29 protein-coding genes and 1 tRNA gene are annotated in these 26,467 nt (G+C 32.4%); 19 read left to right on the top strand and 11 right to left on the bottom strand.

The window, feature by feature from the left end; genetic code table 11:
* The first annotated feature begins 141 nt into the window (after positions 1-141).
* Positions 142-414: an HU family DNA-binding protein gene (locus DM444_RS09065; RefSeq protein WP_008464760.1), complete on the top strand. Its 273-nt coding sequence runs from the start codon at positions 142-144 to the stop codon at positions 412-414.
* A gap of 128 nt (positions 415-542) precedes the next feature.
* Entirely contained in the window at positions 543-1,103 is a 561-nt protein-coding gene (locus tag DM444_RS09060) for a YqgE/AlgH family protein (protein ID WP_111285789.1), read from the top strand.
* Here the strand turns inward: DM444_RS09060 and DM444_RS09055 are convergent.
* On the bottom strand, positions 1,100-1,936 hold the full coding sequence (locus tag DM444_RS09055; RefSeq protein WP_111285787.1) for an aminotransferase class IV: 837 nt from the start codon (positions 1,934-1,936) through the stop codon (positions 1,100-1,102). The genes DM444_RS09060 and DM444_RS09055 overlap by 4 nt on opposite strands.
* 54 nt (positions 1,937-1,990) lie before the next feature.
* On the bottom strand, positions 1,991-2,383 hold the full coding sequence (locus tag DM444_RS09050) for an START-like domain-containing protein (protein WP_111285785.1): 393 nt from the start codon (positions 2,381-2,383) through the stop codon (positions 1,991-1,993).
* Positions 2,384-2,533: 150 nt separating this feature from the next.
* On the opposite strand from DM444_RS09050, the gene DM444_RS09045 reads away from it, so the two are divergent.
* The 13 genes from DM444_RS09045 to DM444_RS08985 all read left to right on the top strand — a co-directional run bounded on the left by DM444_RS09045 (position 2,534) and on the right by DM444_RS08985 (position 13,913).
* Positions 2,534-2,607, top strand: a tRNA-Met gene (locus tag DM444_RS09045).
* 76 nt (positions 2,608-2,683) lie between these two features.
* Positions 2,684-3,094: an ACT domain-containing protein gene (locus DM444_RS09040; RefSeq protein WP_111285783.1), complete on the top strand. Its 411-nt coding sequence runs from the start codon at positions 2,684-2,686 to the stop codon at positions 3,092-3,094.
* A gap of 71 nt (positions 3,095-3,165) precedes the next feature.
* Entirely contained in the window at positions 3,166-3,423 is a 258-nt protein-coding gene (locus tag DM444_RS09035) for a hypothetical protein (RefSeq protein ID WP_111285782.1), read from the top strand.
* A gap of 68 nt (positions 3,424-3,491) precedes the next feature.
* Positions 3,492-4,091: a DUF6624 domain-containing protein gene (locus DM444_RS09030; RefSeq protein WP_111285781.1), complete on the top strand. Its 600-nt coding sequence runs from the start codon at positions 3,492-3,494 to the stop codon at positions 4,089-4,091.
* A 166-nt stretch (positions 4,092-4,257) separates the two neighbouring features.
* Positions 4,258-4,626, top strand: a complete 369-nt coding sequence (locus DM444_RS09025; RefSeq protein WP_111285780.1) for a hypothetical protein — start codon at positions 4,258-4,260, stop codon at positions 4,624-4,626.
* Positions 4,627-4,647: 21 nt separating this feature from the next.
* Positions 4,648-6,066 (top strand): aminotransferase-like domain-containing protein, encoded by a 1,419-nt coding sequence (locus DM444_RS09020; protein WP_111285779.1) that lies wholly within the window; start codon positions 4,648-4,650, stop codon positions 6,064-6,066.
* 7 nt (positions 6,067-6,073) lie between these two features.
* Complete coding sequence (locus DM444_RS09015) at positions 6,074-6,556, top strand: GNAT family N-acetyltransferase (protein ID WP_111285778.1); 483 nt, start codon at positions 6,074-6,076, stop codon at positions 6,554-6,556.
* 213 nt (positions 6,557-6,769) lie between these two features.
* Positions 6,770-8,434, top strand: coding sequence for an FAD-dependent oxidoreductase (locus DM444_RS09010; protein WP_111285777.1), 1,665 nt, complete (start codon positions 6,770-6,772; stop codon positions 8,432-8,434).
* Between the two features lie 277 nt (positions 8,435-8,711).
* Positions 8,712-9,236 (top strand): RNA polymerase sigma factor, encoded by a 525-nt coding sequence (locus tag DM444_RS09005; protein WP_111285776.1) that lies wholly within the window; start codon positions 8,712-8,714, stop codon positions 9,234-9,236.
* A 46-nt stretch (positions 9,237-9,282) separates the two neighbouring features.
* Complete coding sequence (locus DM444_RS09000; RefSeq protein WP_111285775.1) at positions 9,283-9,492, top strand: hypothetical protein; 210 nt, start codon at positions 9,283-9,285, stop codon at positions 9,490-9,492.
* Positions 9,493-9,504: 12 nt separating this feature from the next.
* Complete coding sequence (locus DM444_RS08995) at positions 9,505-10,347, top strand: FecR family protein (RefSeq protein WP_111285774.1); 843 nt, start codon at positions 9,505-9,507, stop codon at positions 10,345-10,347.
* Positions 10,348-10,447: 100 nt separating this feature from the next.
* Positions 10,448-13,066: a TonB-dependent receptor gene (locus DM444_RS08990; protein WP_111285773.1), complete on the top strand. Its 2,619-nt coding sequence runs from the start codon at positions 10,448-10,450 to the stop codon at positions 13,064-13,066.
* Positions 13,067-13,070: 4 nt separating this feature from the next.
* Positions 13,071-13,913, top strand: a complete 843-nt coding sequence (locus DM444_RS08985) for a DUF4249 domain-containing protein (protein ID WP_239455637.1) — start codon at positions 13,071-13,073, stop codon at positions 13,911-13,913.
* A gap of 43 nt (positions 13,914-13,956) precedes the next feature.
* Here the strand turns inward: DM444_RS08985 and DM444_RS08980 are convergent, their stop codons facing one another.
* The 7 genes from DM444_RS08980 to DM444_RS08950 form a co-directional block, all read right to left on the bottom strand.
* On the bottom strand, positions 13,957-14,496 hold the full coding sequence (locus tag DM444_RS08980) for a GNAT family N-acetyltransferase (protein WP_111286028.1): 540 nt from the start codon (positions 14,494-14,496) through the stop codon (positions 13,957-13,959).
* A gap of 11 nt (positions 14,497-14,507) precedes the next feature.
* On the bottom strand, positions 14,508-15,137 hold the full coding sequence (locus tag DM444_RS08975) for an MgtC/SapB family protein (RefSeq protein ID WP_111285769.1): 630 nt from the start codon (positions 15,135-15,137) through the stop codon (positions 14,508-14,510).
* A gap of 47 nt (positions 15,138-15,184) precedes the next feature.
* Positions 15,185-15,727, bottom strand: a complete 543-nt coding sequence (locus tag DM444_RS08970) for a hypothetical protein (RefSeq protein ID WP_111285767.1) — start codon at positions 15,725-15,727, stop codon at positions 15,185-15,187.
* A gap of 6 nt (positions 15,728-15,733) precedes the next feature.
* Positions 15,734-16,924, bottom strand: a complete 1,191-nt coding sequence (locus tag DM444_RS08965; protein ID WP_111285765.1) for an ImmA/IrrE family metallo-endopeptidase — start codon at positions 16,922-16,924, stop codon at positions 15,734-15,736.
* A gap of 149 nt (positions 16,925-17,073) precedes the next feature.
* Entirely contained in the window at positions 17,074-17,502 is a 429-nt protein-coding gene (locus DM444_RS08960; protein WP_111285763.1) for a helix-turn-helix domain-containing protein, read from the bottom strand.
* A gap of 204 nt (positions 17,503-17,706) precedes the next feature.
* Entirely contained in the window at positions 17,707-19,509 is a 1,803-nt protein-coding gene (locus tag DM444_RS08955; RefSeq protein WP_111286026.1) for a glycoside hydrolase family 2 protein, read from the bottom strand.
* Between the two features lie 312 nt (positions 19,510-19,821).
* Positions 19,822-20,427: a 5'-methylthioadenosine/S-adenosylhomocysteine nucleosidase family protein gene (locus DM444_RS08950; protein WP_111285761.1), complete on the bottom strand. Its 606-nt coding sequence runs from the start codon at positions 20,425-20,427 to the stop codon at positions 19,822-19,824.
* Positions 20,428-20,610: 183 nt separating this feature from the next.
* Here DM444_RS08950 and DM444_RS08945 point away from each other — a divergent pair, with 183 nt between their 5' ends.
* From DM444_RS08945 to DM444_RS08930, 4 genes are all read left to right on the top strand, one after another.
* Positions 20,611-21,174: a DUF6642 family protein gene (locus tag DM444_RS08945; protein ID WP_111286024.1), complete on the top strand. Its 564-nt coding sequence runs from the start codon at positions 20,611-20,613 to the stop codon at positions 21,172-21,174.
* A gap of 2 nt (positions 21,175-21,176) precedes the next feature.
* Entirely contained in the window at positions 21,177-22,097 is a 921-nt protein-coding gene (locus DM444_RS08940) for a helix-turn-helix domain-containing protein (protein ID WP_239455636.1), read from the top strand.
* A gap of 70 nt (positions 22,098-22,167) precedes the next feature.
* The gene (locus DM444_RS08935; protein WP_111286020.1) at positions 22,168-22,368 is read left to right on the top strand and encodes a hypothetical protein; all 201 of its coding nucleotides are present in this window, start codon (positions 22,168-22,170) and stop codon (positions 22,366-22,368) included.
* 27 nt (positions 22,369-22,395) lie between these two features.
* On the top strand, positions 22,396-22,968 hold the full coding sequence (locus DM444_RS08930; protein ID WP_111285759.1) for a pentapeptide repeat-containing protein: 573 nt from the start codon (positions 22,396-22,398) through the stop codon (positions 22,966-22,968).
* Positions 22,969-23,057: 89 nt separating this feature from the next.
* On the opposite strand, the gene DM444_RS08925 is transcribed toward DM444_RS08930, so the two are convergent.
* Together DM444_RS08925 and DM444_RS08920 are read right to left on the bottom strand one after the other, a co-directional pair.
* Positions 23,058-24,626: a DUF5123 domain-containing protein gene (locus DM444_RS08925; RefSeq protein ID WP_111285757.1), complete on the bottom strand. Its 1,569-nt coding sequence runs from the start codon at positions 24,624-24,626 to the stop codon at positions 23,058-23,060.
* A gap of 30 nt (positions 24,627-24,656) precedes the next feature.
* Positions 24,657-26,447 carry a RagB/SusD family nutrient uptake outer membrane protein gene (locus DM444_RS08920; protein WP_111285755.1) on the bottom strand — a complete coding sequence of 597 codons (1,791 nt, stop codon included), beginning with the start codon at positions 26,445-26,447 and terminating at the stop codon, positions 24,657-24,659.
* Between the last annotated feature and the right edge of the window lie 20 nt (positions 26,448-26,467).

Genomic DNA, 26,467 nt, shown 5'->3' with positions numbered 1-26,467 from the left:
GAACAACACTCTTTATGAACAAAAAAAGCAAGTTATTAACAATTTTTGCTAAAAATAAAGAAAACACTTGCACGCAACGGATTTCCTACTAAATTTGTGTATTAACAATTTTTTTTAACCAACAATTAATAACTAATTATTATGAACAAATCAGAATTAATCGATGCTATCGCTGCTGATGCAGGAATTACAAAAGCTGCGGCGAAATTAGCTTTAGAGTCTTTTTTAGGTAATGTAGGAACAACTTTGAAAAAAGGAGGAAGAGTTTCATTAGTAGGTTTTGGATCATGGTCAGTTTCTTCTAGAGCTGCTAGAGACGGTAGAAACCCACAAACAGGAAAAACTATTAAAATCGCAGCTAAAAACGTTGTAAAATTCAAAGCTGGAGCTGAATTAGAAGGTGCAGTGAACTAAGTAAGAAAGTTCTCTAAACTTATAATATAATTAAAACCTTCCATCTGGAAGGTTTTTTTATGCGGTTTAACGATTTTTTTTGTGATTTTAATTTTTTTATGATTAAATTTAATAAAAATTGTAACCGTATGATTTCAGAAAAATTAAAAAAAGGACACCTGCTTATTGCCGAGCCTTCAATAATTGGAGATTTATCTTTTAATAGATCGGTAATTTTATTAGCAGACCATAACAAAGAAGGATCAATAGGTTTTATAATTAATAAGCCATTAAAATACACTATTAGTGACTTAATACCCGAAATTGATGCTAACTTTAAGATATATAACGGAGGCCCTGTAGAACAAGACAACCTTTATTTCATTCACAATATTCCTGAGTTAATCCCAAATAGTGTTGAGATTTCGAACGGGATTTATTGGGGAGGTGATTTTGAGTCAACTAAAGACTTAATAAACAGCGGAACTATTAGTAAAAATAATATTCGCTTTTTCTTAGGCTATACCGGTTGGGACGAAAATCAACTCGAAAATGAGATGCAAGGAAACTCTTGGATTATTGCTGATAATAATTATAAAAATAAAATTATCGGAAAATCTACTACTCACTTTTGGAAAGAGCAGATTATTGAGCTTGGCGGTGATTATCTTATTTGGTCTAACGCACCTGAAAATCCATATCTGAATTAATTTTCAGAGATGGATTCATTTAGCTTCTGCACTAGTAAATGAGCCAGATTCGTTGTAAACTCCTTTTTTCGATATTTAGTTATCGGCTGTATTCCCATGATTACATTAGTCAGGAATAATTCGTCTGCTTTTTGAAGATCAAAAGGCGAAATTATCTCTTCTACAACTTCTATGCCTTCAACTTTTTTGGCCAATGCCAAAATTTGCTTACGCATAATTCCGTTTAATGCACCTTCTGAAACTGGAGGTGTAATAAGCTTATTTCCTGTAACCATAAAAATATTTCCCTGAAGCGCTTCTACAACATTTTTACTGTCATTCAGTAAAATACAATTAGCAAGATCATTTTCATTTGCATAAATACTTCCTGTTATATTAATCATCTTGTTTGTTGTTTTCAGAGATGATAATAATTGTTTTGTTACATAGAAGTCTTTATACAAATCTACTTCGTATTCGTTTGTATTTAAAGAGTAAGCTTTATTTCCAAGAGAAATAGCGTTGATTAAGAATGAAATATCATTACTTTTAGGAAGATACAAACCGCCATCGTTTCTAAAAACGGTAATTCTAGCTCTTGCTGAAGATGCAATATTCAATTGGTTAACCAAATTAAGAATCTGCTCTTCAAAATATTCCATTGTAAAATCCATAGGAATCATCATTCTGACCACACGCATTGAAGCCATCAGTCTAAAATAATGATCTTCAAGAAACAAGATTTTTCCGTTGACAATTTTTACTGTTTCGAATATTCCGTCACCATACAAAAAGGCGCGGTTAAGAGTTAGTATATTATCTTCCTGCCCTATGTTTCCGTTAAAATTAATCATAAAAAAACCCTGAATTTTGTTCAGGGCAAATATAAGGTATAAAATAGACTTTTACTAAACAGATCCTATAAGATGTTTTAAGTCTGAGATTTGATTCTCCCACAATTGTTTAGCTTCGCCTAATTCTTCTTTATCGGCAAAATCAACCACCATAAGTGACACATCTTTAGTCAATTCATCAACTAAAATATGAAGTTCAAAAAAGTACTCAGTGTCTTTACTGCTTTCGTCAACCCATTTGAACTTTACTTTTTCGCCAGATTTTTTTGAAGCCAAGCGAGCTTTTTCCTGCGAATCATTCCAGATGAAAGTAAAAAATTCACCTCTTGAATTAACATTGTCAGCAAACCATTCTTGTAAACCTGACGGCGTTGATATATATTGATACAATAATTGTGGCGAAGAATTGATCGGAAACTCGATTTCGTAACGTATTTTTGAATCCATGTGCTACTTTAATTTTTTTCGAAATATAAGAATATATGTCCAAAAACAATGCATAATTAAAAATATTTTTTTTTCTTCATTTTATGCTTGCGCGCTTTAATATTATTTCTATCTTTGCACCCGCAATCAGGAATTCATGATAGCAGTCCAGGCGAGGTAGCTCAGTTGGTTAGAGCGCAGGATTCATAACCCTGAGGTCACGGGTTCAACTCCCGTCCTCGCTACTTAGAAGGTAAAACCCTTAAACAGAAATGTTTAAGGGTTTTTTATTATTTTTAAATAAAAAACAGTCCTAATTTTATGGAAGGCGAAATAAATTTAAATACGATTTTAGAGAATCTCAATCCTGTTCTTAATACAGGAAAATATGTTTTTACAAAAGTAGATTCTCTAGAAAAGGTTCCTTTTTCAAAGATTTTGTTTCTATTTAAAGAAAAAGAAGGGATTACTGTAGTATTAGAAAAACATTTTGCAGAAGAACTTAATCTTCATTTCTCTTACATTGCTTCTTGGATTACTTTAGAAGTTCATTCTTCTTTAGCCGCTGTAGGTTTGACTGCTGCATTTTCTCAAGCATTAGGAAAGGCCAATATTAGCTGCAATGTAATTGCCGCATATTTACACGATCATATTTTTGTTGATGAAAATGACGCTGTGAAAGCAATGGATATACTCCTGAAATTAAAACAAGAGAATAAAAATTCTTTGTAATTAAAAAATCAAAAAATAACCATAAAAACTGCCATTAAAATAGTTATTTTGCAGAGGTAATTTTATAGCATATGGATATAGTCAAATTTAAGATCACATCAAAAACGATAAAAGTCGAAGTACGCAATTCGAATAATTATGTTTTTAATTTCAATACCGCTTTAGATATTGCCAAAGAAGACAAAGATGTTTTATTAAAATTGTACAATGCCTTAGATCTTCTTTTTAAGAAAGAACAGATTACCGAAAACAAAAATTACATTTCGCCAAATCAGACCAATATCTTAGATCAGATTTCTGCTGCAGATTTGGAAAAGGAGGATAATTAATTTTATCCTGAGGCCCTTTTTTTTAAAATCAAAAACCATTTCCAGTTAATTCTTTTAACCAATATCAAATGGATAACAAAATCATTTCCGAAAGAATAATTGAGTTGAAAAATGCTGATCTCAAATTGAGAAACAAGCTTATTGAAAACAAAAAACTTTTTGAAGGATATGATGAAGAAATGGAAAAGCTGCATAAACAAAATGCAATAATCTTAAATGAAATCATAAACACAATCGGTTATCCGACGATTGATAAAGTTGGGAAAGAAGCTAGCGAAGCTGCTTGGCTAATCATACAGCATTCTATTGGATCTCCAGATTTTATGAAACGCTGTGCGGAGCAATTGCAAAATGCAGTCAAAGAAAATCAAGCAGACCCTATTAATCTTGCCTATTTAACAGATAGAATAGCTACCTTGGAGGGAAAGCCACAACTTTACGGAACTCAATTTGATTGGGATGAAAAAGGAAATTTAAGTCCAAATTTATTCGATGACCTACAAATGGTAAATCAAAGAAGACAATCTATCGGACTCAACTCTCTGGAAGAGCAAACCGAACTTATTCGAAATCGAATAATACAAGAAAATCAATTACCTCCTGAAGATTTCGAAAAACGAAAACAAGAAGCACTTGAATGGAGGAGAAAAACAGGATGGATAAAATAACTTCAAATCCAACTGTAATTCCCAATTAATTCCTCCTACTATAAAAAGTCTTCCACAGTTTTTACCGACTCGAATAAAAACAGTAATTTTATCTGTACCCTTAAAAAAATATTTTTCTGTATCTGTATCCAAATCTTTAAGAGCAATAATTTTGCTAAAAAAAGACATGGAATCTAAAACAGCAACACAGAAAAAAATAACTTTTAGAGAGGTATATATATTTGACATGGAGATTTTACAAATCATCTTCAATAAAAATATTAATGTGAAAGCTGAAGATAAAATGCTTTTTGGAATACCTTTTCTTCTTTGCGAAAAAAACAATAAAATCAATTCGTTTGCTAGTTTAATATTAGATGAAAAGAACGAAATCATATTTCAAATTTATGATGACGGAAGTTTGACTAATGAAGATAAAGCAATGTTTAATGAATACATTCAAAATTTTCTAACGAAAAAGAGAAATGCTAATTTCAATGACGTCGAACAATTAAGGCAAAGTACAGAACAGTTTGTTCACTGTCTTAGCTTTTAAGCGCATAACGAAAAAGAAAAAATGAAAAATCGCGAAACATTATATTTAAAAATTGCCCAAATTATTGAGGATCAAATTCACAATGAAACTCTTTCGCTTGGCGACAAACTGCCTTCTGTTAGAAGCGCGCAAAAGCTGTATAATGTTAGCTTAAATACCATTAAACAAGCGTATTTAGAATTGGAAAGCCGTTCGCTTATAGAATCTCGCCCAAAAACGGGATATTATGTGAGTAAAAGTTCGCAGCGCACAACTGCACTTCCTACGATCGCAAGTATAGATAACCATGAAAAAGAAAATACTCCAGAAGATTTAATTGATAAAGTTTTCAGCACAATCAATAAATCGGATGTGACACAATTTGCACTTGGATTGCCTGGCAAAAATTTCCTTCCAGTTGCCAAACTAAATAAAGGCATTATTAATGCGGTTCGAAAAAGAAATGATGCTGGCACCGATTACGAACCTGTTCAAGGACCAGAAGAACTTCGACGCGCTATTGCCAAATGGGCGCTTGTCATGGAAGGAAAAATTACCGAAGACGATCTTGTCATTACATCTGGCGCAATGCATGCGATTTACAATGCACTTATGGCAGTTACATCCCCGGGTGATAGTGTGGCTGTAGAAAGTCCTGCTTATTTTGGGATACTTCAAGCGATTAAAGTTTTGGGCTTAAAGGCAGTTGAAATTCCGACTCATCCTTTGTATGGATTAGATCTTGATGTTTTAAAAAAAGCGCTTCCAGAAATAAAAGCCTGCTGTTTTATTACCAATTTCAATAATCCGATGGGATTTCAAATGCCCGACGAAAACAAACGAGAATTGGTAAAATTAATAACGCAATATAATGTTCCGTTAATTGAAGATGATATTTATGGCAATTTGTACTTTGGCTCGGAACGTCCTAAACCTTGTAAATTTTATGATGAAGCAGGTTTAGTTTTATGGATCGGATCAGTTTCTAAAACTCTTGCGCCGGGATATCGAGTCGGTTGGATTGCGCCAGGAAAATTTAAAGACAAAATCATTCGTCAAAAACTGGTTCAGACAGTTTGTAATTCTTCATTGTATTCCGATGTTATTACAGATTTCTTAGAACACGGACGTTATGATCATCATTTGAGAACTTTTAGAAATAAACTTTATACCAATTATCTCCAAATTAATCGCGCTGTAGAATCTTATTTTCCAGACAACACCAAAATTGCACAGCCAAAAGGCGGTTTTATGTTATGGCTTGAACTAGATGAAAGAATTTCTACAACAGAATTATACAACCCTGCTTTAGCTCAAAAAATCAATTTTGCCCCGGGAAGAATTTTTTCGCAGTACAATCAATACAACAATTGCATGAGATTATCTTATGCTTTAGAATGGAACGAACGCGTAGATTCTGATTTGGAAAAATTAGGCAGAATAATAAAAAATAGTATTTAATAGAATCATGAAAAATAAAGATCAAGTAGAAATAGTAACTTATAACCACAAATATCAAAAAAGTTTTAAAGATTTAAATATCGAATGGATTTCAAATTATTTTGAAGTTGAACCAAATGACATAAAAGCGCTAGATCATGCCGAAGATTATATTATAAACAAAGGCGGAGAAATTTTTTCTGCTGTTTTAAATGATGAAGTTTTGGGCGTTTGCGCTCTAATCAAAAGTGATGGAAAAGATTATGATTACGAATTAGCAAAAATGGCTGTAAGTCCAAAAGCGCAAGGAAAAGGCGTTGGAAATTTATTGGCGGAATCGGCTATAAAATGGGCTACAGAAAAAGGAGCTTCTAAAATTTATTTGGAAAGCAATACCAAACTTCAACCTGCCATTAAATTATATGAAAAATTAGGTTTTAAAGAAATAACAGGAATTTCTTCGACTTATAATAGAGTTGATATTCAAATGATGCTTATTGTTAAATCCTAAATAAATTTATTAAATTCTAAAACTTAACATTAAATAAAACACAAAAAAAGAATCATTTTTTTAAACTAAGAATCACATTTTTTTACCACTTACACATAAAGATCGGATTAATATTATTAAAATATTATTATTTTTTATTAAACCATCAAAAAATCAATGCTCATTATTAAATTAGCTGCAAATGTTTTATATTAATATTTTTACCTTTTTAACATGCCTAGTTTTAAATTACAAATAATTGCACTAATCCTTTCTTGTTTTGTTTATTCTTCTTGTTCCAAAGATTACATACCTGAAAAAAGAATTATTTCCGATTTTGAATCCACTAATGGAGTGGATAATATAGATTTGACCAAAGAATATGATGTTGTAATTTATGGCGCAACTGCAGCAGGAATTATAGCTGCTGTCGAGGTTAAAAAATCTGGCAAAAGTGTACTTTTAATAAAACCTTCAAATACTGCTTTAGGCGGAATGTCTACTAATGGGCTGGGAATAACTGATATTCATGACACCAATATTTTAGGCGGACTTACAAGGACATTCTATCATCGTATTAAAGAATATTACAGTAGTTCACAAAATTGGTTTGTTGGTAGTGCTGGTGGTTACAAAAAATATTTTCAAAACGGAGATATAATGCTTTGGTTTGAGCCTAAAGCAGCGCAGTTTGTTTTTCGTGATATCATCTTAGAAAATCAAATTCCAATTTTAAACAATGAAAGACTCGATTTGCAAAATGGCATTTTAAAAAACAGCATTCATACAATTGAGTCTATTAGAATGGAGTCGGGCCTTAAAATCAAAGGAAAAATATTTATAGACACTAGTTATGAAGGAGACCTCATGGCTAAATCAGGTATTTCATATACTTATGGAAGGGAAAGCAACTCTCTTTATAAAGAACTTTTTAATGGAGTACGCAGAATGTCAAATAATGATCGCAACCAATTCCCTGAGGGCGTTAAATATCTTGGCAATGGTCTACCATCTTATATATCTGGAAATGGTACTGCCGATAAAAAAATACAAGCTTTCTGTTTTAGAATGTGCTTAACTAATGTTGACCATAACAGACGAGACATAGAAAAACCTTTTGATTATAATGAAGAGGACTATCATCTTTTATTCGAATATCTAAAAACCCATGATGCCAATACCTTTTTTGACCTAATGCCTTTACCAAATGGTAAAACTGATTCGAATAATTTGGGTCCGATTTCAACGGATTATGTAGGACAAAATTATAATTATCCTGATGGAGATTATGCCGAAAGAGAATTAATTGTTGCCAACCATAAGCGATATCAAATTGGCCTTCTATGGACTCTTGCAAATCATCCAAAAGTGCCCGAAAAAATACGTGATTTTTACAAACAATGGGGACTTTCAAAAGATGAATTTGTAGAGAATAATAATTGGCCAAATCAGCTATATATTAGGGAAGGCAGAAGAATGATTAGCGATTATGTCATGACTGAAAACAACTGTACAGGAAAAGTTATAGCTGAAAACCCCATAGCATTAGCAGATTATGCAATGGACTCACATATAGTGCAACGTTATGTAGATACAAATGGCAATGTTAAAAATGAAGGACGTTACATGCTCGAAACCCCAAACCCATATCCAATTGATTATCGATCTATCGTACCTAAAAAAAGTGAATGCACTAACTTACTGGTCCCTATTTGTTTATCTGCTTCCCGTGTAGCATATAGTTCAATAAGAATGGAACCCGTTTATATGACATTAGGACAAGTTTCTGCGGTCGCAGCAATTCTAGCCTTAGATAATAATATACCTGTACAAGATTTATCATACGATACTTTACGAAATACACTATTAGAGAAGAAAATGGTCGTGGGACAGAAATAATACCATATACTTCAATATCTTTAAACACTACAAAAAATCCCTTTACAATATGCATAATTCATAATCAAATCAATGAGTAATGCGTATTTTCTATTTCTAAATAAAAACGTGTATCGATATGTAACATTTCTTCAACAAAAGCGTCAAATCTTAAATTTAATTACGGTTCTTTGCAACTTATTACATTCATGATTTGAGATTGCCTCAATTTTTGGATACAATAATATTGACACCAATGAGTTTAGACTAGGTAAAAGCTAGTCACGATATTTTCGTTATGGACAATAAAGAGTTTATTTTAAGTTTAAAAAAAGGTAATGAAGCAGCTTTTAAAGAAGTTTACTTCAGCTACTACGATAAACTGATAAATATTGCCAAACGATTTAATTCTTCTGTATTTACTCCCGAAGACTTTGTTCAGGAGACTTTTATAAGACTTTACAATAAAAGAGAACTGCTTAACGAAGAGGTGCTGTTTGACAAACAGATATTTGTTATCTGCAAGAACATTATTCTTAATCATGTTAACAGAGAAAACAAAATAGTGCAGCTTGATCCTTCTCAAGTTGAAATGCTAGATGATGAAGAAACTGACTTAGGAATTTTTGAAGAAAGACAAGAAAAACTACAAAACTTCATTAATCAGCTTCCAGAACAGCAACAAAAAATATTCACTTTACATAAACTGGAAAACCTTAGCTATAAGGAGATTGCAGAAATAACGGATCTTTCTGAAAAGACCATTGCCAATCATATTTATCTCGCCAGTAAATTTATTCGAAAAAAAATCGAAAACCATTAGGAACTTTTTAGTTCTCGTTTGTTATACTAAAAAACAAGAACTAAAAATGCACATTGAAGCGTATAAAACTAATGTTAAAACAAAGAAAGACGCAAGTTTACTTGTGGCTTATTTACAGTTTATCATTTCTGATTGTATCATAAAGTTCGATCATCAAGGACAAGAGAATATCCTTAAAATCGAAACTAACCGAGACATTAAAGAAATGGTTTACGGTGTTTTTAACAAACAAGGTTTTCATTGTCAAATCATTTAATATCTAGAAAAGATGGATCAAGAAAAATTTGACGAGGAATTTAAAAAGTTATGGGAAGAGTCTCCCCTTTCTCATTCGGATAACGAAAAAGAAGCTTCGTGGGAACAATTCCATGCCAAAACTTTTGCCCAAAAGAAACGAAGATCTAGGCCTTGGCACTATTATTCGGCCGCGGCTGTCTTACTTTTCGTTTTAATTGGAACTGGAATTTATTTCAATACCGAATCTTCAAATGAAAATGCTGTTGTAACCGAAAATGTGATTGAAAACCTAACTTCAAAAATAAAACACGTCGTTTTACCAGACAGCTCAAAAGTAGAATTAGGTCCGAATTCTAAAATTATTTACGGAAACAATTTTGCTTTAAACAGAAAAATAGAAATTGATGGTGAAGCTTATTTTAAAGTTAAAAAAGACAAACAGCATCCTTTTCAAGTATTTTGTGATGAAACTACAACTACAGTTTTAGGAACTTCTTTTACTGTTAAAGAATCTGAAAATGAAGAAATAACAGTTGAACTTTTCGAAGGAAGCGTTCAAATGAATATAAAAGGCCAAAACCAGAAATGGATTTTGAAACCTGGAGATAAATTCACTTACGCAAACCAAATGGCTTCAATAACAGAATTCAGCAGATTTATAGATTTTGATAACGAAAAATTGTCGGTTATCAGTAATTATATTGAAAAAAACTACGGTTATAAAGTCAATATTCCTGAAGAAAATCTGGGTCAGAAAATTACAATCCGAATCAATAAAAAAGAAGATTTAAAGACAATTGTACAATTAATATCAGAAATGTATAACCTAAAATTTGAAATAAATGAAGATTTAAAACAGATCACTTTTCAATAAAAACAGGAAAAGGATGTAAGCCGCGAAACTCCACATCCTCCTAATATTCAGGATAACACGAGGTTATTCCATTTAATAATATTCAAAAATACAAAATTTCATGAAGCATATAATTTCAGCATGCTTTTTTTTATTCAGTTTATGTATGTCAGCTCAGAGCGTTACAGTAACTGTAGATCAAAATACGACATTAAAAGAATTCTTCAAGCAGATTGAAAGTCAAACCGATTTTAAATTTGCTTTTACAGATCAAATTGATACAAATAAAAAATATTTTACAAAGAAAAGCACTTTTACGACTATCGAAATTGAGAAGCTTATTTCTGAATTAAATCAAACTTCTATTGTACAGTTTTCTATAGTGGGCAATAATATTTTTGTGAAACAGAAATCTCAAACTCAGAAACCAGCTAAAAAAAAAAACAAGCTGACAGGTCGCATTTTTGATGATGAAAGACAACCCGTTATTGGCGCCAACGTTTTTATTAAAGAATTGGAAACAGGTGTTGTAACAGATGTTAATGGAAATTATAGCATTGAAGTTCCCGACGGAAATTATACGGTTCAAGTGAGTTATGTTGGATTTAAAAATGAGGAAAAACGAGTTTCTGTTACAGATGATAATAAAGTCAATTTCAACATAGATCCAGATAGCCAGCAATTAGGAGAAGTTATTGTAATGAACAATAAAGCTGCTGATATTAAAGCAACTCAAATGAGTGTTAACAAGCTTTCGATGCAGGAAATTAAAAAAATTCCTGTTGCAATGGGTGAACCAGATCCTTTAAAATCAATTTTGACTCTTCCTGGAGTTACCAATGCTGGAGAAGCTTCTTCAGGTTTTAATGTTCGAGGTGGTGCTGCCGATCAGAATTTGATTCTTTTAGATGGTGCTCCTGTTTATGCAGATTCACATATGTTTGGATTCTTCTCTATTTTCAATGCTGATATTGTTAACGGTTTAGATTTATATAAAGGAGGAATTCCGTCAAAATTTGGAGGACGTGTTTCTTCTGTTTTAGATGTAACACAGCAAACAGGAGATTTTGAAGAATATAAAGTAAATGGAGGAATTGGAATTATCTCAAGCCGTCTTTTAGTTCAAGGTCCGCTAGAAAAAGAGAAAGGTTCTTTTATTCTTTCTGGGCGTGCTTCTTATGCACATTTATTTATGAAATTGGCAGATAATAATAACTCAGCGATGTTTTATGATTTGAATGCTAAATTAAATTATCGTTTTAATGCCAAGAATACGCTTTCGTTTTCTGGTTATTTCGGAAATGATTTATTCGATATTAACGATCGTTTTGCAAGTACGTACGGAAGTACAATGGGTATTTTAAACTGGAAACATAAATTTACTGATCGTTTAAACAGCAATTTATCAGTTTTCTACAGTGATTACAGATTCAATCTAGAAATTCCAATTGAAAGTTTTAAATGGGACAGCAATATTGCGAGTTACGGATTGAAATACAATTGGAACTTCCAACAATCTGAAAAGTTTAAAATCAATTACGGAATTGATGGTTTGTATTATAATTTCAACCCTGGAGTTGTAAAACCTACTTCTTCGGATTCGCAGTTTAATTATATGCAGCTGGATAAAAAATACGCTTTAGAATCTTCTGCTTTTGTTGATTTTGAAAATCAGATTACAGAAAAACTGACTTTTCGCTACGGACTTCGTTATAGTATGTTTTTACGTTTAGGAGACGAAACCATCAGTACTTACGAAAATGGTCAAGCAGTAGTCTACAATCCGCTTTATAAAATTTATGAAGAAGGGACGCCAAACGGAAGCATTTCGTATGGAAAAGGAAAAACAATCAGCAACTTCAATAATTTTGAACCAAGAGCGGCCTTATCTTATGCTTTTAACGACGAAACTTCTATAAAAGCAAGTTACAACAGAATGGCTCAGTACATTCATATTTTATCAAATACGCAATCTCCACTTCCAATGAGCATCTGGACACCAAGTGGGCCTTTCACAAAACCTCAGCTTTTGGATCAATATGCGATGGGTTATTTCAGAAATTTCAAAGACGGGGATTACTCTTTAGAAACCGAATTATTTTATAAAAATGTTCAAAATCGTATTGACTATATTAACGGCGCTGATATTTTGGCTAACAACAACATTGAACAGGTTATTCTAAACGGAAAAGCCAGATCTTACGGAATGGAATTATTATTTAGAAAAAATACGGGTGTTTTCACAGGATGGGTTTCCTATACTTTATCTAGAGCAGAACAAAAAACGCCAGGAAGAACTCCAGAAGAACCAGGGGTTGCAAACGGTGACTGGTATTTATCTGGTTATGACAAATTGCATAATTTAAGTATTGTGGGGAGTTATGAATTGAATCCGAAATGGTCTTTTAATGGAAATTTCACTTTACAGTCTGGACAGCCAGTAACGTATGCAAATGGATACTATGAAATGGGAGGCATTCATATTCCGAATTATTCTTTGAGAAACGAAAATAGATTACCGCTTTTCCATCACTTAGATGTTGCGGCTACATACACGCCAAAACCAGACAAAAAGAAAGGATGGCAGAGCTATTGGGTATTTAGCCTTTATAATATTTACAACAGAAAAAATGCGGCTTCTATGAGTTTTACAACCAATGAAGATACAGGAGCAAATGAAACCAGAAGGCTTTCGATTTTCGGAATTGTTCCTGGAGTTTCTTATAATTTTAAATTTTAATGCTATGAATAAATTGAAAAAATATACGGTAATGAATAGAGTGCTAGCATTAATAAGTCTTCTTTTTGTTTTTTCTTTCGCTTCTTGCGAAGATGTAGTCAATCTGGATCTGGAAACTGGCGAAACCAAACTGGTAATAGATGCAGAAATCATTTGGAAAAAAGGAACTGACGGAAAAGAACAAACCATAAAAATCAGTAAAACGGCTCCTTATTACAACAATTCTACGCCAAAAGTTTCAGGGGCGCAAGTGAGAGTAGAAAACAGTAACGGAGATGTTTTTACTTTTAACGAAACTGAAACTGGAGTTTACAAATGCACTGATTTTGTTCCTGTAATTGATATGGATTACACACTTTTTGTAGAAGCAGAAGGGCAAAGTTTTACAGCTGTTGAAAAACTGACTTCTGTAACTCCAATTAATAAAGTTGAACAGAAAATTGTTCCTGATTTTGACGGAAAAGATATAATCGAATTGACTTTTTATTACAACGATCCTGCAGATCAAACTAATTTTTACGTGACCGATTATCAAAGTGAATTCTTGATTTACCCAGAATACGAAATCACAAATGATGAATTCTATAACGGAAATGAAATCAGTACAAGATATTCCCATTCAGAGGACATGAAACCAGGAAACACGGTTACAATTACACATAGAGGTGTTTCTAAAAACTTCTTTAATTATTGGAAATTAATTTTGGAAGCTTCGAGTTCTAATCCGTTTTCTGTTCCACCTGGAAATATTAGAGGAAACATTGTCAATACTACTGATGCTAATAATTTCGCTTTTGGCTATTTTAGACTGTGCGAAGCCGATCAGGTTCCTTACTTGGTACAATAAAAATGGTTATCCATAAAAACACAAAAGCCTTAAACGAGAATGTTTAAGGCTTTTGTGTTTTCCAATCTTTTTTATCAATCTGATAAACAAAATTCAATTTTGGTTTTTCGCCAAAATAAGCAACTTCTTCTTCGGCAATTTTGTTTGCTCTCACTCTTGAAATTGCGATTTGCGAACGGATATTTTCGGCACCAATATGAAATCTAACTTTAGAAACATATTCAAAAAGATAATCCAACATTGCCTTTTTTACACTTAAATTAAAACCTTTTCCCCAGCAAGAAACAGCATAAAAAGTATAGCCAATAAAAACACAATCTTCTTCTTGATTGAAATCGTAGAATCTTGTGCTTCCTATAACTGCTCCATTTTCTTTATTTATAATTTTAAAAGCGCCTTTGCTTTTGATTGCTCCTTCAAAAAACTTTTCAAAAACTTCTTTTTGCCATCGGTCTTTGTTTGGATGCTGTTCCCAAATTTTAGGATCGGAAGCGACTTGGTACAAATCATCAAAATCATTTTCTTCTAAAGGAGATAGAATACAAAAATCATTTTCTAAAACGAGTTGTAAATTAAAATTCATCATTCTTATTTTTATAAAACTAATTCTTCAAAAATTGGATCCATTAAAAGCGAGGCATACAAAGATTCTATCGAATTTTTGGAACCATGTATCTGCCATTCTAAAGTAACATGATCCACATTACGACGCTGTGTGATCAATTTTGATTTTACGCCAGAAGTCGAAAAAAGTTCTTTACATCTTGCATGACCATCATCGGAACGTTTGAAGGTTATTCGGAGAATTTTATGCTCGTTGATGAGGTCAATTTTATCTTGAAGAACCGTTAGCATCGTTAGAATAACAATGATCATAATCGCTGCACAAGCCGAAGCAAAGTAATAACCCGCTCCTACTCCCATACTAACTGCCGCAACCGACCATATTGTCGCCGCGGTTGTAATTCCCGTAACATGATTATCTGATCTAAAGATGACTCCCGCGCAAAGAAAACCTAAACCAGTTACAATATTAGAAGCTATTCTGTCTGGATTTCCTGCTCCACCGATCCATTCAGACATTAAGGTAAAAAAACAAGCTCCAACAGAAATCATTATTGTGGTGCGAAGTCCTGCAGCTTTTCCTTTGTATTCTCTTTCGGCTCCAATTAAAGCTCCCCAAAATGTTGCTAAAAGCAATCTTATGATAATTTCTACTTCCATTAAAACATTATTTAACCATTCTTAAAGCGCATTAAAAGAAAGTTCTCCTATCTTTTACTAAGATCAAGCATTGCTTTTGCCACAGCTTTAGTTGATTTATCATAATCCTCATGTCCATAATTATACTTTTCATTTAATTCATAAAAATCACGATAAATATCAAATGGATTTTGTGATTCGCCAACCCAGTTCACAATAATATCTAAAATCTCATTCATTACTGGTTGATATGTCATTCTTCCATCTGATTTTCTAGTACCGTTATTATCAGATTTCTTCTTTCCCAAATTTAAAAACACATTCTTTTCATCATAAATTATGTTTCTTATTTGTTTATAATCCTTTCCTTTAGGTAAAAAATCTATCAGTAATTTTCTAATACCTCTATAATAAAGATTATACTTCTCTTCTGGATTTTCAAAATCTTTATCAATTAATTCTTTTAATTCGTTGAATTCTTCTAAGTTACCTGACTCTGAATTAATTGTCAACTGTTTTCCAACCTTCTCATTTGCTTTTTGTAAAAGCTCAAATCTCTCAAGATCAGCCTGACTTAGACTTTGGTCTTTTATTTTTTTATTATTTTCCATAAATTATTACTTTATTTCTAAAACGGATTTTATCTTTTCACTCGCTTCTTTTAAACTCGTTTCATTCCATGAAATTGGATTAAGTCTTTTAATTGCACTAAAATAATCTGGATAATGTTCCTTATATGCAGCATGATAATTTTTTCCATATAGTTTTTTTTGATACCAAGTAAAAAAAGAATAAATTATTGATGGATGTATCTCATTTTCAATAGCAAACTTTGATACCAAATAAGGATTATTTATATATTTTTTTATGTAATTAAATTTATCTACAGAAAAAAAGAAATCTCTTGCAAAATTATCTGCTTTATCTTCAATTAGAAATAAATCATCTTCACCAGACAAATGAAAACTACTTGATTCAATTGTTTCATAATCGAAAAGTACGTGATTAAGCTCATGTAAAAGCGTAAACCATAATGTTGGATACATTTTATTAAAATCAGTAATTACTATAGAAGGTTTTCCAGCAATTATAAAAGTGGCTCCCCTAACTTGGGTAGTCGATAAATAATTTTGAAAAATAACTGTAACTCCAATATTGTATAGTGCTTTACAAACAGTGAGCAATCCGTTCTCCACATCCTGAGAATAAGGTTTTATTTTTACAATTAATTCTTTTAATCTGTCTCTATCATATTCATTCGGGTTATTTATTATTCTAAAAGTCTGATAAGCGGATTTAACCCAAAAATCCTTCATCTTATCCGAGTGGTTCTTTTTTACTCTACTATAGAGTGGCTCCTCCAATTGATGTTCAAATTCATAAGTAGATTCATATCCAAAATAACACAGTATCTTATCAACTAATTTATTTGTATCATCAGATCCATCAAAAAATCCAAGCTTCGTTAATGTCTTTACATCAAAGTTTTTCACAATGAAAGTCGCCTTTCTGGCATTTTCAATAGACGAAATATTTTCTGTGCTTTGATTTCTTAGAACCAATTTAATAAAGCTGTTAATTTCAAAATTTAAAAATTCAGCAATCTTCACTATATTTATTAAGTTAGGTTGCTTAGCGTTACCGCTAATTATTTCTTCGAAAACATCTTTATCAATATTAAGAAGCTTCAATGCTTTTGTTTTACTTAAATTATATTCAAGCAACTTTGCATCAAAAATCTCTTTTATATTTACTTCATCATCAGTAAATATTGAATTCAATAGAGAACTAATATTTAATTTTTCCATAAAAAGGGTATTTACCTTTGCAAATATAAATAAAAAACTATTTAAAAAACAAAATAAAGGGTAATTACCCTTTATTTTGTTTTTTAAATCTATTCCATAACTTTTATTAAAATTATTTTAATAAAAAAGAGACTTATTTTAAGTCTCTTTCAATGTTTATCTTTCAATAGCTTTTCTAAATATTCGATTTTATCTTTTTCAGCTTGCAGAAGGCGTTCGTAAAGCTTTTTATTTTCTTCAACAGATTCTATTAATTTATCTAATGGATTAAATGTACATACATTATTACTTCCAAAATTAGTTCCCTGACTATGGCTAAAATCATTTTCTGTAAAAGTATTAAAATAATTAATTACTCCTTCCTCAGAAAAATTCTTTATAGCTTCAACAGTTACTCCCAAAGCTTTTGCAATTTCTATTAATTTTTGTTCATCGACAGCTTCACTATTTTCAATAGCAGAAATAGCTTGTTGGTTTGTTCCTAATGCCTGCGCTAATGCTTCCTGTTTCATATCTTTCAGTTCACGAATGCGGCTAATTTTTCTCCCGATGTGATTTGGTCTTGTTAATGTGCTCATAATTCAAAGATAATAATTACGACTTTAAAAATAAGAAATATGTAGATTACATAATTTGTTCTGTACGATACTAAAAAACGATTTGATAGAATATGTATTTACATTATTTTTTATCGCCCCAAAAATACAACTTTTCAGACAAAAATTAATTAGAAAATCTCGTAAATAAAAATGACTTTGAAGACTTTTTCACTTTATTCTAACTTACTTATATTCTTCTTCTTTTTGTTTGTACCAATCTTTCATTACATAAAAAGCTTTCTTTTTAATTCCTTGATCTGAAACTAAACCTTTACGATTGAAGAAATCCTGAATATTTGGCAATTGTCTTCTTGGCGACCTGAAATCAACTAGAATCCAAGGCGAAACTCCTGCTAGACCTTCAATGCGATTGAACATCTGTGTGTTCTGAATATACAATTCTTCCTGATATTCTTCGTTCCAGCGTTCTTTTTTATCGCCATGTAAACCTTGCAAAGCTTCACCACCAAATTCGCTTATAATAACGGGTTTGTTATACGGAATTACCCATTGCATGTCTTTACAAGATTCGTTAGTTCCTCTGTACCAGCCTAAATATTGATTAAAACTCACAATATCTACATATTCATTCATATTGTCGTGAAGTGTATTGATATTGTTGGAGCTCGAAGTAACTTCCATCGCCATACTGATTAAACGAGAATTATCTTGTGTTCGAGCGTATTTTGCCAATTTGCTTAAGAAAACATCTCTATCATCGCCATGCGGAGTTTCATTCGCAATTGACCAAATTACAATTCCGCAACGGTTTTTATCTCTGTAAATCATATCGTGCAATTGGCGTTCGGCATTGGCATAAGTATCGGCATTTGTCCAAGAAATAGTCCAATAAACTGGCACTTCAGACCAAATCATTAATCCCATTTTTTCAGCTTCTCTTACCATATTTTCGTTGTGCGGATAATGCGCCAAACGAACATAATTACAGCCTAATTCTTTTGCCCAAGTCAACAACGTGATCGCATCATTTTGAGACCAAGCTCTTCCGGATCTAAAAGGCGCTTCTTCGTGAATGCTGATTCCGCGTAAAAAGACTTTTTTTCCGTTTAACAGAATTTCTTTGCCTTTGGTTTCAATGGTTCTAAAACCAATTTGATCGGCAATATTTTCATCTGCTTTACTTATGGTTACGTCATACAATTTTGGCTTTTCAGGCGTCCATAAAACTGGATTGGCTTTGATTTCAAAATATGCCATTCCTTTAGTATCGGTGGTAACGCTTTTTTTAATTTTCAATTCTGGAATAGAAACTGAAACCGTTTGATTTCCCGTTTCTGTATTTAGTTTTATCCAACCAGAAATTTTCCCTTTTTCTTTTTTATCCAATTGAACCAAATAATCTTCGATATACGTATTCGGAACTTGGGCCAAAGTCACATCTCTTGTGATTCCGCCGTAATTCCACCAATCCATGTTTACAGTTGGTACGTTGTCTTTATGGCGTTTGTTGTCGACTTTTACTACTACGAAGTTGTTTCCATCAACTAACAAATCGGTTACATCAAAATTAAAAGGCGTATAACCACCAACGTGAGTTCCTGCTAGTTTTCCGTTTACATAAACTTTCGCATCATAATTGACCGCTCCAAAATGAAGAATGCCTTTGGTTTTAGCATCTTTTTTATAATTGAAATCTTTCTGAAACCAAACCGTTCCTTCATAAAAAAACAATCTTTGATCTTTCGAATTCCAATCTGACGGAATATCCATAACTGCTGAGGTTACAAAATTATATTCGCTTAATTCTGTGGTGTTCCATTTTTTATTTTCGAAAAATCCATTGTTTTTAAAAGGCTCTAAACGGTAATTATAATATCCGTTTTCGAGAGGATCTACAATATATCTCCATTTTCCGTTTAATGTAATATTGTTTCTGGCTGAAATATTAGATAGTAGTGGAATTTCCTGTGCCATTGCTTTTCCAATAAACAGAAAAGTACAGCACAGCATTACAATTTTCTTCATAGTTAAAATCATTTTGGTTTCAATAGTTAATTAGTTTTTCATTAAAAATGAAAGCTATAAAGTTAAAAAGTTTCTTTAAAGCATTATTAACTCAACCTCATCCATTTCTTTAAAATACCCCATCAAATACTTATCAGTTTTATGTTAGAATAAGTATTCTTGCTGTTTTTGAGCTGTATTTATAAAAATAATATACCTAAATATGATTTACATGTCGCTCCGCTGGAGCTTTTTGAATTTGCGGATTTGAATTATGCTACAAATATTTTGCTCCGCCGGAGCAACTTCCTAAAAAGACAAAAGCCACTTCAATTAAGAAATGGCTTCTGATTCTTTTATCAATCCCAAAATTTTTCCATAAGCAATTGCTGCTTTATGAACTTGAACCGTCCAGTCTTCGGCGGCATTATCATCGGCTCCATCAGAAATATATTTTAAACTTAAAAACGGAATATTTTCCTTCATGGCAATCATGGCTAGAGCATAAGCTTCCATATCAACCACATTGTAGGCATCTGAACAATGTTCCATTTCGAAGTTATCGCCTGTTCCGCAGATTCCTTCTTTTAGATTATCCATCAATAAACCGTATTCTAAAATTGGAGGTAAATTAGAAAGAGGTGTTTCGTATAATGCAAATCCCAAGCCTCGAACATCCATATCTCTTTGTATAAATTTGGTACAGCAAATTACCTCACCTTTTTGAAAACAGCTGCTTCCTGCCGAACCTAAATTTATTATCACAGAAGGTCTTTTCTTTTGAATCGCCTTTGTCAATTCATAAGTTGCGTTTACTTTTCCAATTCCGGTAAATAAAACATTCTGTCCTTTAAAAACTTCTGCTGCTTCAGATTCAAGAGCAAAAGAGAATAATATATCTTCGAGAGCAAAAGATGCCGTCTGATTAATTTGTATCATGTATAATTTATTTTCGGTTTACAAAAATACGCTTAAAAATTTACTCGGCTTTAACCAAAGTTTAAAATCTAAAAAGCACGTTAAATTCTATTTTCTATGCTAGATTTCATTTCAGAAAAAATACTTTTGTTAGAAACAAAAAAAGAAGAATTTCAATCCCTAAATACCAGAAAGAAAAACTGCATGGATAATGAAAAATTTATTTTCTGCCTTGAAGGCGTCAAAGATATAGACGATCATACCCCAACTAATGTGGTAAAATGTTTGGAAGAATTGGCCATTGACCAAGGAATTTCAAGCATTCATAAAACTTGTGATACAATCGAAGGTTTGGAAGAAAGTTTGAATATTTTACTTTACGAAGATCATAATTTCAAAGATTATGAAATTATTTATCTTGCCATGCCAGGTCAGGAAAACAATATTTGTCTTCACGATTACTATTACAGCATCGAAGAAATTGCTGAATTGTTTGAAGGAAAAATGAAAGGCAAAATTATTCATTTTGCGAATCTGAAAGTTTTAGATTTAAATGAAGAAGAAGCACAATATTTCTTAGACATAACTGGAGCGAGAGCAATTTCTGGCTACGGATCGACTTATAATAAAATTGCAAGTTGCAGCACGATTGATAAAGCTTTTTTTAGTTTGTATCAGGAAAACGATAATTTATTTGAAGTTGTCGAAGATCTTTATGCCAAACATTACAATCTATGCAAACTGCTTGATTTTAGATTATATTATTAAAAATGAAAAAGAAGCAGGCAGAAAAAATAAAAACCTATGGTCCAAAAGGATTTCGAGAAAAGTTTTTAGGAGAGGACAATCCTATTCATTTGCTTTTCAAGTCGAATTCTGATCATTTTTTCTGTCTTGAAATAGAAGAAATGATGCAGATGCAGCATCCTGTTCCGCCTTCTAAACATTCTTGCCATACTTTAATTTTTATTTCTTCAGGTCAGCATGTTATGAAATTGGGTTATCAGGAACATATCACAACTGATAACGAAATGATAATGGTTCCGGCTGGGCAGATTTTTTCGCTTGATAATATTAATAACATTCATAAAGGCTATATCTGCCAGTTTCATCCTGATATTTTAATTCGAAAATACGGAAGCCGCGAACTGCTGAATGATTTTGATTTTTTAAAGATTTCAGGAAATCCGAAAATTAAACTCGCTCCTGAAGATATTACACCAATTACTAATATCTTGGAACGATTGAAAAAGGAATATTCAGAAACCACAATTACAGATTTGAATATTGTGCAATCGTATCTTATTACGTTGTTTTATGAAATGAATAAAAATGCGGTAAAAACTTCTAAAAGCATTTCGGCAGCAGAAGTAATTACGGGAAAATTTAAAGAGCTGATTCATGATCATATAAAAGTCCAACACCAAGTTAATTATTATTCCTCGCTATTAAATGTCACTCCAAACCATTTAAACAAATGTGTCAAAACTGTAACTGGAAAATCGGCGGTTAAATGGATTGACGAAAACATATTATTAGAAGCTAAATATTTACTGTTTCAAACTACTCTTTCTGTAGGTGAAATCGCAACGCAAGTAGGCTTTGAAGATCAATCTTACTTTAGCCGATTTTTTAAAAAAGCAGAAGGAATCTCTCCTATTCGATACCGAAAAATGATTGATAAGTCCTAATTATTGATTATAGAATCCTAACAAATATGTGGGTGTTTTTCAGAAATTTGCTTCCTCAAAAATGCAAATTATGATTTATGTTTTTAAAACTTCCGTTGATAATAAGGCCAAATTTGAATCGGCTTCTGTATTTCTAAATGAATTATTACCTAATTCTGAGTGGAATTTTGACCTTGAAGACTGCGACAATATTCTAAGAGTTGACAGCGAATTGAATGTTGCGGAAATACTTCAAAACAATACTATTTTCGATTGTATCGAATTAGAATAAAACTTTATACGCTTTTTTAAAATTTATATGGAATCAAAATTATATCAAAACCGAACTTTTGAATCGATCGATTATTCGGATCAAAGTTTAGCCAATACCGAATTTGTTAATTGCGAATTCATTAACTGTAACTTTTCTAAAAGTGATTTGAGTCATAATGACTTTCTAGATTCTACTTTTAAAAACTGCAATCTTTCGCTGGCTGTTTTAAAAAACACTGGGTTGAAAAACATCAAATTTATTGGATGCAAATTGATGGGACTTGATTTCAGCGCCTGCAATAGTTTTTTATTTTCGATGAATTTTGAGGATTGCATTTTAGATTATTCGACTTTCATTTATAAAAAGCTCAAGAAAACCAATTTCGTCGATTGTTCTTTAAAAGAAACAGATTTATCAAATACCGATTTATCTCTGGCTATTTTTAAAAATTGTGATCTTTCTGGCGCCACTTTCGTGGAAAGTATTCTGGAGAAAACTGATTTCAGAACTTCTAAAAATTATTCTTTTGATCCGTCAGAAAACAAAATAAAAGGCACAAAAGTTTCACATACAGCGCTCGCAGGATTACTTGAAAAATTCGATTTTATAATTGAATAAATTAGAAATCATTTTGTAAAAATATAGATTCATAAAAAAAGCGGAATACAAAAATGTATTCCGCTTTTCTATTAACTAACCATGAAATTTTATTTTAACCATCTTGGATCTCCAATATTGTTATCAATCAACGTTTGATTTTTAACTGTGAAATCTCCATTTGCTGGATCAACAAACTGTGGATTTGCAGTAGTTGCTGATGCATCAATTTTATTATTAGTAATTGTTGCGTCTATAAAACTTACCGCATCATTGTAATAGTTTTTATTAAATGTCGGCTGATTGGTCGCTGGCTGATTGGTAAAAATTGCAGTTGTTGAAGTAATCAACGTGTTTTTAACTGTTGAGTTATTACTTGCAAAACGTAAGTACAATATTCTCTTAGGAGCAACTGTATTTGATACATTGTATAATGTACAGCTGTCAATTAATACATTTGTAGTTAATCCCGTTCCTGAGAAACCATTTGGAGAAACTACAGCATCAGCTCTAACAAAGTCACGTCCTATAGAGCAAGTGTCGAATGTACTGTTTTTAAGAACAATACTTGCAGCATACGTATTTCTAAAATCGATAAAATCTGCACCAATATTAGTGTTTACATTTTTTACAATACTATTATCTACTGTGAAAGACGACAATTTAGAACCAGCTGCGTTTGCCGCAATTAATGCGCGAGTATAATCATGTATTTTACTGCTGCTAATTAAGAAATCACCATAAGTTGAGTTTGCTCCAGAGATAGTAATTACGGCCGCATTATCCATTCCTGTTCCATCCAAATCAAGATCGATCAAAGACAGATTTGCTGTTCCTGCATTAACTGTAAATTTCACATGCAACTTCGGTTTATCATAAGTACGAAGCCCTCTTAGTGTAATCGATTTGTTCAATGCGATCTCGCCTGTAAATACAGTATAATCTCCAGGCATTAATACAAGAACTGATCCTGAAGCCGCTTCAGTAATTTTAGCATTCAAATCGTCTTCTGGTTTAATCAAAATTCCAGTTCCAATATCAATTCCAGTCGTAAATGTTGTTGTACCTCTTTTCTTAGTACCATTCATTAACTCGGCTGTATAAGCTGTTTCAGCAGTTAATCCGGTAACAACTGCAACTCCTGCTGTTTTTTCTGCTGCTGTAATCGTATGTGTTATTGCACCTGGATTTACAACAATTTGTGTAACAGTAATGTTAGGAGTCCATCTTAAAGTCACTTGTTTTGCTTCTACATCACCATCTTGAATTGGAAGAAAAAGTTCCTCTGACGAAGTTGTAGCAGTTACAACAGACCATTTAGAATCATCTAAACCAGAAGCGCTTACTGATTTCACTCTGATTGAATAAACCGTTTCTCCTTCTAGCGCCACTTTTACAGGAAGTTCTGTTGGAGCCACATTGATGGTTTTATAAATGGTTTTAAACTCTGGATCATCTGCACTAAACTCTACCACATAATGATCTGCATCTTCTTTTACTGTCCAATTTAATTCGACAGTAGTCTGATTTCTAACGGTAGCTGTAAGCCCTATTGGCGAAAAAGCTCTAGTTACATTTAAATCGTCGATAACAGCTTCATTAAAAGTTTCACAGCTTGAAAAAGTCAGCAAAACTAATAATGCAGCGATTATTCCTCTAGTTATATATTTTGTTTTCATAATTCTACTTTGTTAATTCTCAGAATGTTATTAATACCCATAATCATTAGTCAGTTTTCCATTACTTCCGTCAAGGAACACCTGCCAGATTGGCCAGAATTGTCTATTATCTGGATTAACCCCTGGTTTGTACAAAGTATTGATCTTAGTTTCTGATGCGGCACCAGTCCAAGTCCAAGCGAATTGTGTATAATCTGCGCCTGGATTTGTAGTTTCGCCACGGTTAAGACCATAAATATCTAAGCTTACATTATCAGATTGGTACTTATAATATAATGTTGCTGGAACATCTGCGTAAGCACCTGTACGATCCGCTAAATTTTTCATTTTTACTTTAGCTTCATCTAATTTTGTTTTTAACAAATTCCAACGAATAAGAGCTTGTTTACGCTCCATTTCACCTGTAAACTCATATTTGTTTTCTTCAACAAGAGCATTAAACATAGCTGTTTTGCTAGTCAATGCATTTACATAATTATCAACTTTTTCTGTTTGAACTGCTGTTGGGAATGCTCTTCTTCTAATTTCTTTTAAATATGGAGCTGCCGCCGCTGGACCTTCTAATTCGTTAGCTGCTTCAGCTGCAATTAAAAGAACTTCTGCATATCTCATATAAATTTTGTTCACCCCATCGTCATTTGTTGAAGTAACAAAACGAGTCATCCATTCGTAACGGTATTTCCCAAAATACCAAGTATTTAAAGCTCCCAATTCTTGTTTAGCAATATTGTTTACTGCTGTACCATATTTATAAGGAACACAAGTTACATCTCTTCTTGTATCTGCTTGATCGTAATCGTAGAATACTGTTGGAAGTGGTCCTGCTACACCACCACGATTTGCACCGTTAGCATGAAACTGGTCATTTGTAGTATGACGAACTGCAAAAGTAAATAACATACGACCTCTACCATCTGAGAAAGGAAGCTCCCAAAGAGATTCTCCTCCTGCTGTAATATTTTCTTGGTTGTATTTTTTCCAAAATGTCTCAAATGAAGACTCCAAATGTGCTGAACCGCTAGCAATAACAGAACGAGATTCTGATAAAGCTAATGCATACATATTTGCAACAGATAATTCAGGATCTGTACTTCTTCTAATTCCGTCAGGATATTGCTGATAACCGCTTGCCGCTAATGCTAAACGAGCTCGAAATCCTTTTACAAAAGCTTTATTAATTCTTTCAACTGTACTTGTCGCAGTAGATTCACCTGGCCAAGGAACCAATGTTGCTGCTTCAGCTAAATCAGCCAGAAGTTGTTTGTAAATTACATCTCGACTTGATTTTTCAATATAAATAGTTGCATTGTTTAATGGCTCAAATCTTGCAGGCACATCTCCCCAAGCTTTTACCAAATCGGCATAATAAATTGCTCTTAATGTCAAGGCTTCACCTAACAAATATCCTAACTCTGATCCTGGTGTTGGATTACCATAAGTACGTAAACCACGAATACAGATATTAGCACGCTCAATACCTGAATACATCATTGCCCAAGCATTGTTAGTTGTATTCATCTGAGAGTTATTTGGCTTTGCATCATAAGTACATAAATCAGAAGCGTCGCTAACTGTCTGAGAAGAATTGTACCATTCTGTATCTGTATTTAATCCATAAAAAGGAAGAAAACGTCCTCTGTATGAGTTGGTCTCAGCAAATGGAATTTTAATTCCGTCAATTGCCGATTCAGCTAATCCTGGGCTAGAAAAAATAACCGATTCATCTAGTGTTGATTTTGCTGGAGCATCTAAGTAATCATCTGAGCAAGAAGTAAAAAAGCTTGCTACAAATATTCCTGCGATTAATATTTTATGTTTCATCTTGTGAAAGTTTTACTGAA

It is taken from the genome of Flavobacterium ginsenosidimutans, assembly GCF_003254625.1.
Lineage (GTDB): Bacteria > Bacteroidota > Bacteroidia > Flavobacteriales > Flavobacteriaceae > Flavobacterium > Flavobacterium ginsenosidimutans.
This window is presented reverse-complemented; position numbering and strand designations above follow the sequence as displayed.

Bases quoted from the DNA above. Each gene is read 5' to 3' on its own strand.
- DM444_RS08940 (WP_239455636.1), top strand. From the start codon at position 21,177: ATGAAAAAGAAGCAGGCAGAAAAAATAAAAACCTATGGTCCAAAAGGA.
- DM444_RS09000 (WP_111285775.1), top strand. From the start codon at position 9,283: ATGCACATTGAAGCGTATAAAACTAATGTTAAAACAAAGAAAGACGCA.
- DM444_RS08950 (WP_111285761.1), bottom strand. From the start codon at position 20,427: ATGATACAAATTAATCAGACGGCATCTTTTGCTCTCGAAGATATATTA.
- DM444_RS09050 (WP_111285785.1), bottom strand. From the start codon at position 2,383: ATGGATTCAAAAATACGTTACGAAATCGAGTTTCCGATCAATTCTTCG.
- DM444_RS09060 (WP_111285789.1), top strand. From the start codon at position 543: ATGATTTCAGAAAAATTAAAAAAAGGACACCTGCTTATTGCCGAGCCT.
- DM444_RS08980 (WP_111286028.1), bottom strand. From the start codon at position 14,496: ATGAATTTTAATTTACAACTCGTTTTAGAAAATGATTTTTGTATTCTA.
- DM444_RS09030 (WP_111285781.1), top strand. From the start codon at position 3,492: ATGGATAACAAAATCATTTCCGAAAGAATAATTGAGTTGAAAAATGCT.
- DM444_RS08985 (WP_239455637.1), top strand. From the start codon at position 13,071: ATGAATAAATTGAAAAAATATACGGTAATGAATAGAGTGCTAGCATTA.
- DM444_RS08955 (WP_111286026.1), bottom strand. From the start codon at position 19,509: ATGAAGAAAATTGTAATGCTGTGCTGTACTTTTCTGTTTATTGGAAAA.
- DM444_RS08930 (WP_111285759.1), top strand. From the start codon at position 22,396: ATGGAATCAAAATTATATCAAAACCGAACTTTTGAATCGATCGATTAT.
- DM444_RS09025 (WP_111285780.1), top strand. From the start codon at position 4,258: ATGGAATCTAAAACAGCAACACAGAAAAAAATAACTTTTAGAGAGGTA.
- DM444_RS08970 (WP_111285767.1), bottom strand. From the start codon at position 15,727: ATGGAAAATAATAAAAAAATAAAAGACCAAAGTCTAAGTCAGGCTGAT.
- DM444_RS09055 (WP_111285787.1), bottom strand. From the start codon at position 1,936: ATGATTAATTTTAACGGAAACATAGGGCAGGAAGATAATATACTAACT.
- DM444_RS08975 (WP_111285769.1), bottom strand. From the start codon at position 15,137: ATGGAAGTAGAAATTATCATAAGATTGCTTTTAGCAACATTTTGGGGA.
- DM444_RS09015 (WP_111285778.1), top strand. From the start codon at position 6,074: ATGAAAAATAAAGATCAAGTAGAAATAGTAACTTATAACCACAAATAT.
- DM444_RS08990 (WP_111285773.1), top strand. From the start codon at position 10,448: ATGAAGCATATAATTTCAGCATGCTTTTTTTTATTCAGTTTATGTATG.
- DM444_RS09065 (WP_008464760.1), top strand. From the start codon at position 142: ATGAACAAATCAGAATTAATCGATGCTATCGCTGCTGATGCAGGAATT.
- DM444_RS08925 (WP_111285757.1), bottom strand. From the start codon at position 24,626: ATGAAAACAAAATATATAACTAGAGGAATAATCGCTGCATTATTAGTT.
- DM444_RS09035 (WP_111285782.1), top strand. From the start codon at position 3,166: ATGGATATAGTCAAATTTAAGATCACATCAAAAACGATAAAAGTCGAA.
- DM444_RS08965 (WP_111285765.1), bottom strand. From the start codon at position 16,924: ATGGAAAAATTAAATATTAGTTCTCTATTGAATTCAATATTTACTGAT.
- DM444_RS09040 (WP_111285783.1), top strand. From the start codon at position 2,684: ATGGAAGGCGAAATAAATTTAAATACGATTTTAGAGAATCTCAATCCT.
- DM444_RS08960 (WP_111285763.1), bottom strand. From the start codon at position 17,502: ATGAGCACATTAACAAGACCAAATCACATCGGGAGAAAAATTAGCCGC.
- DM444_RS08995 (WP_111285774.1), top strand. From the start codon at position 9,505: ATGGATCAAGAAAAATTTGACGAGGAATTTAAAAAGTTATGGGAAGAG.
- DM444_RS09010 (WP_111285777.1), top strand. From the start codon at position 6,770: ATGCCTAGTTTTAAATTACAAATAATTGCACTAATCCTTTCTTGTTTT.
- DM444_RS08920 (WP_111285755.1), bottom strand. From the start codon at position 26,447: ATGAAACATAAAATATTAATCGCAGGAATATTTGTAGCAAGCTTTTTT.
- DM444_RS09005 (WP_111285776.1), top strand. From the start codon at position 8,712: ATGGACAATAAAGAGTTTATTTTAAGTTTAAAAAAAGGTAATGAAGCA.
- DM444_RS08935 (WP_111286020.1), top strand. From the start codon at position 22,168: ATGATTTATGTTTTTAAAACTTCCGTTGATAATAAGGCCAAATTTGAA.
- DM444_RS08945 (WP_111286024.1), top strand. From the start codon at position 20,611: ATGGATAATGAAAAATTTATTTTCTGCCTTGAAGGCGTCAAAGATATA.
- DM444_RS09020 (WP_111285779.1), top strand. From the start codon at position 4,648: ATGAAAAATCGCGAAACATTATATTTAAAAATTGCCCAAATTATTGAG.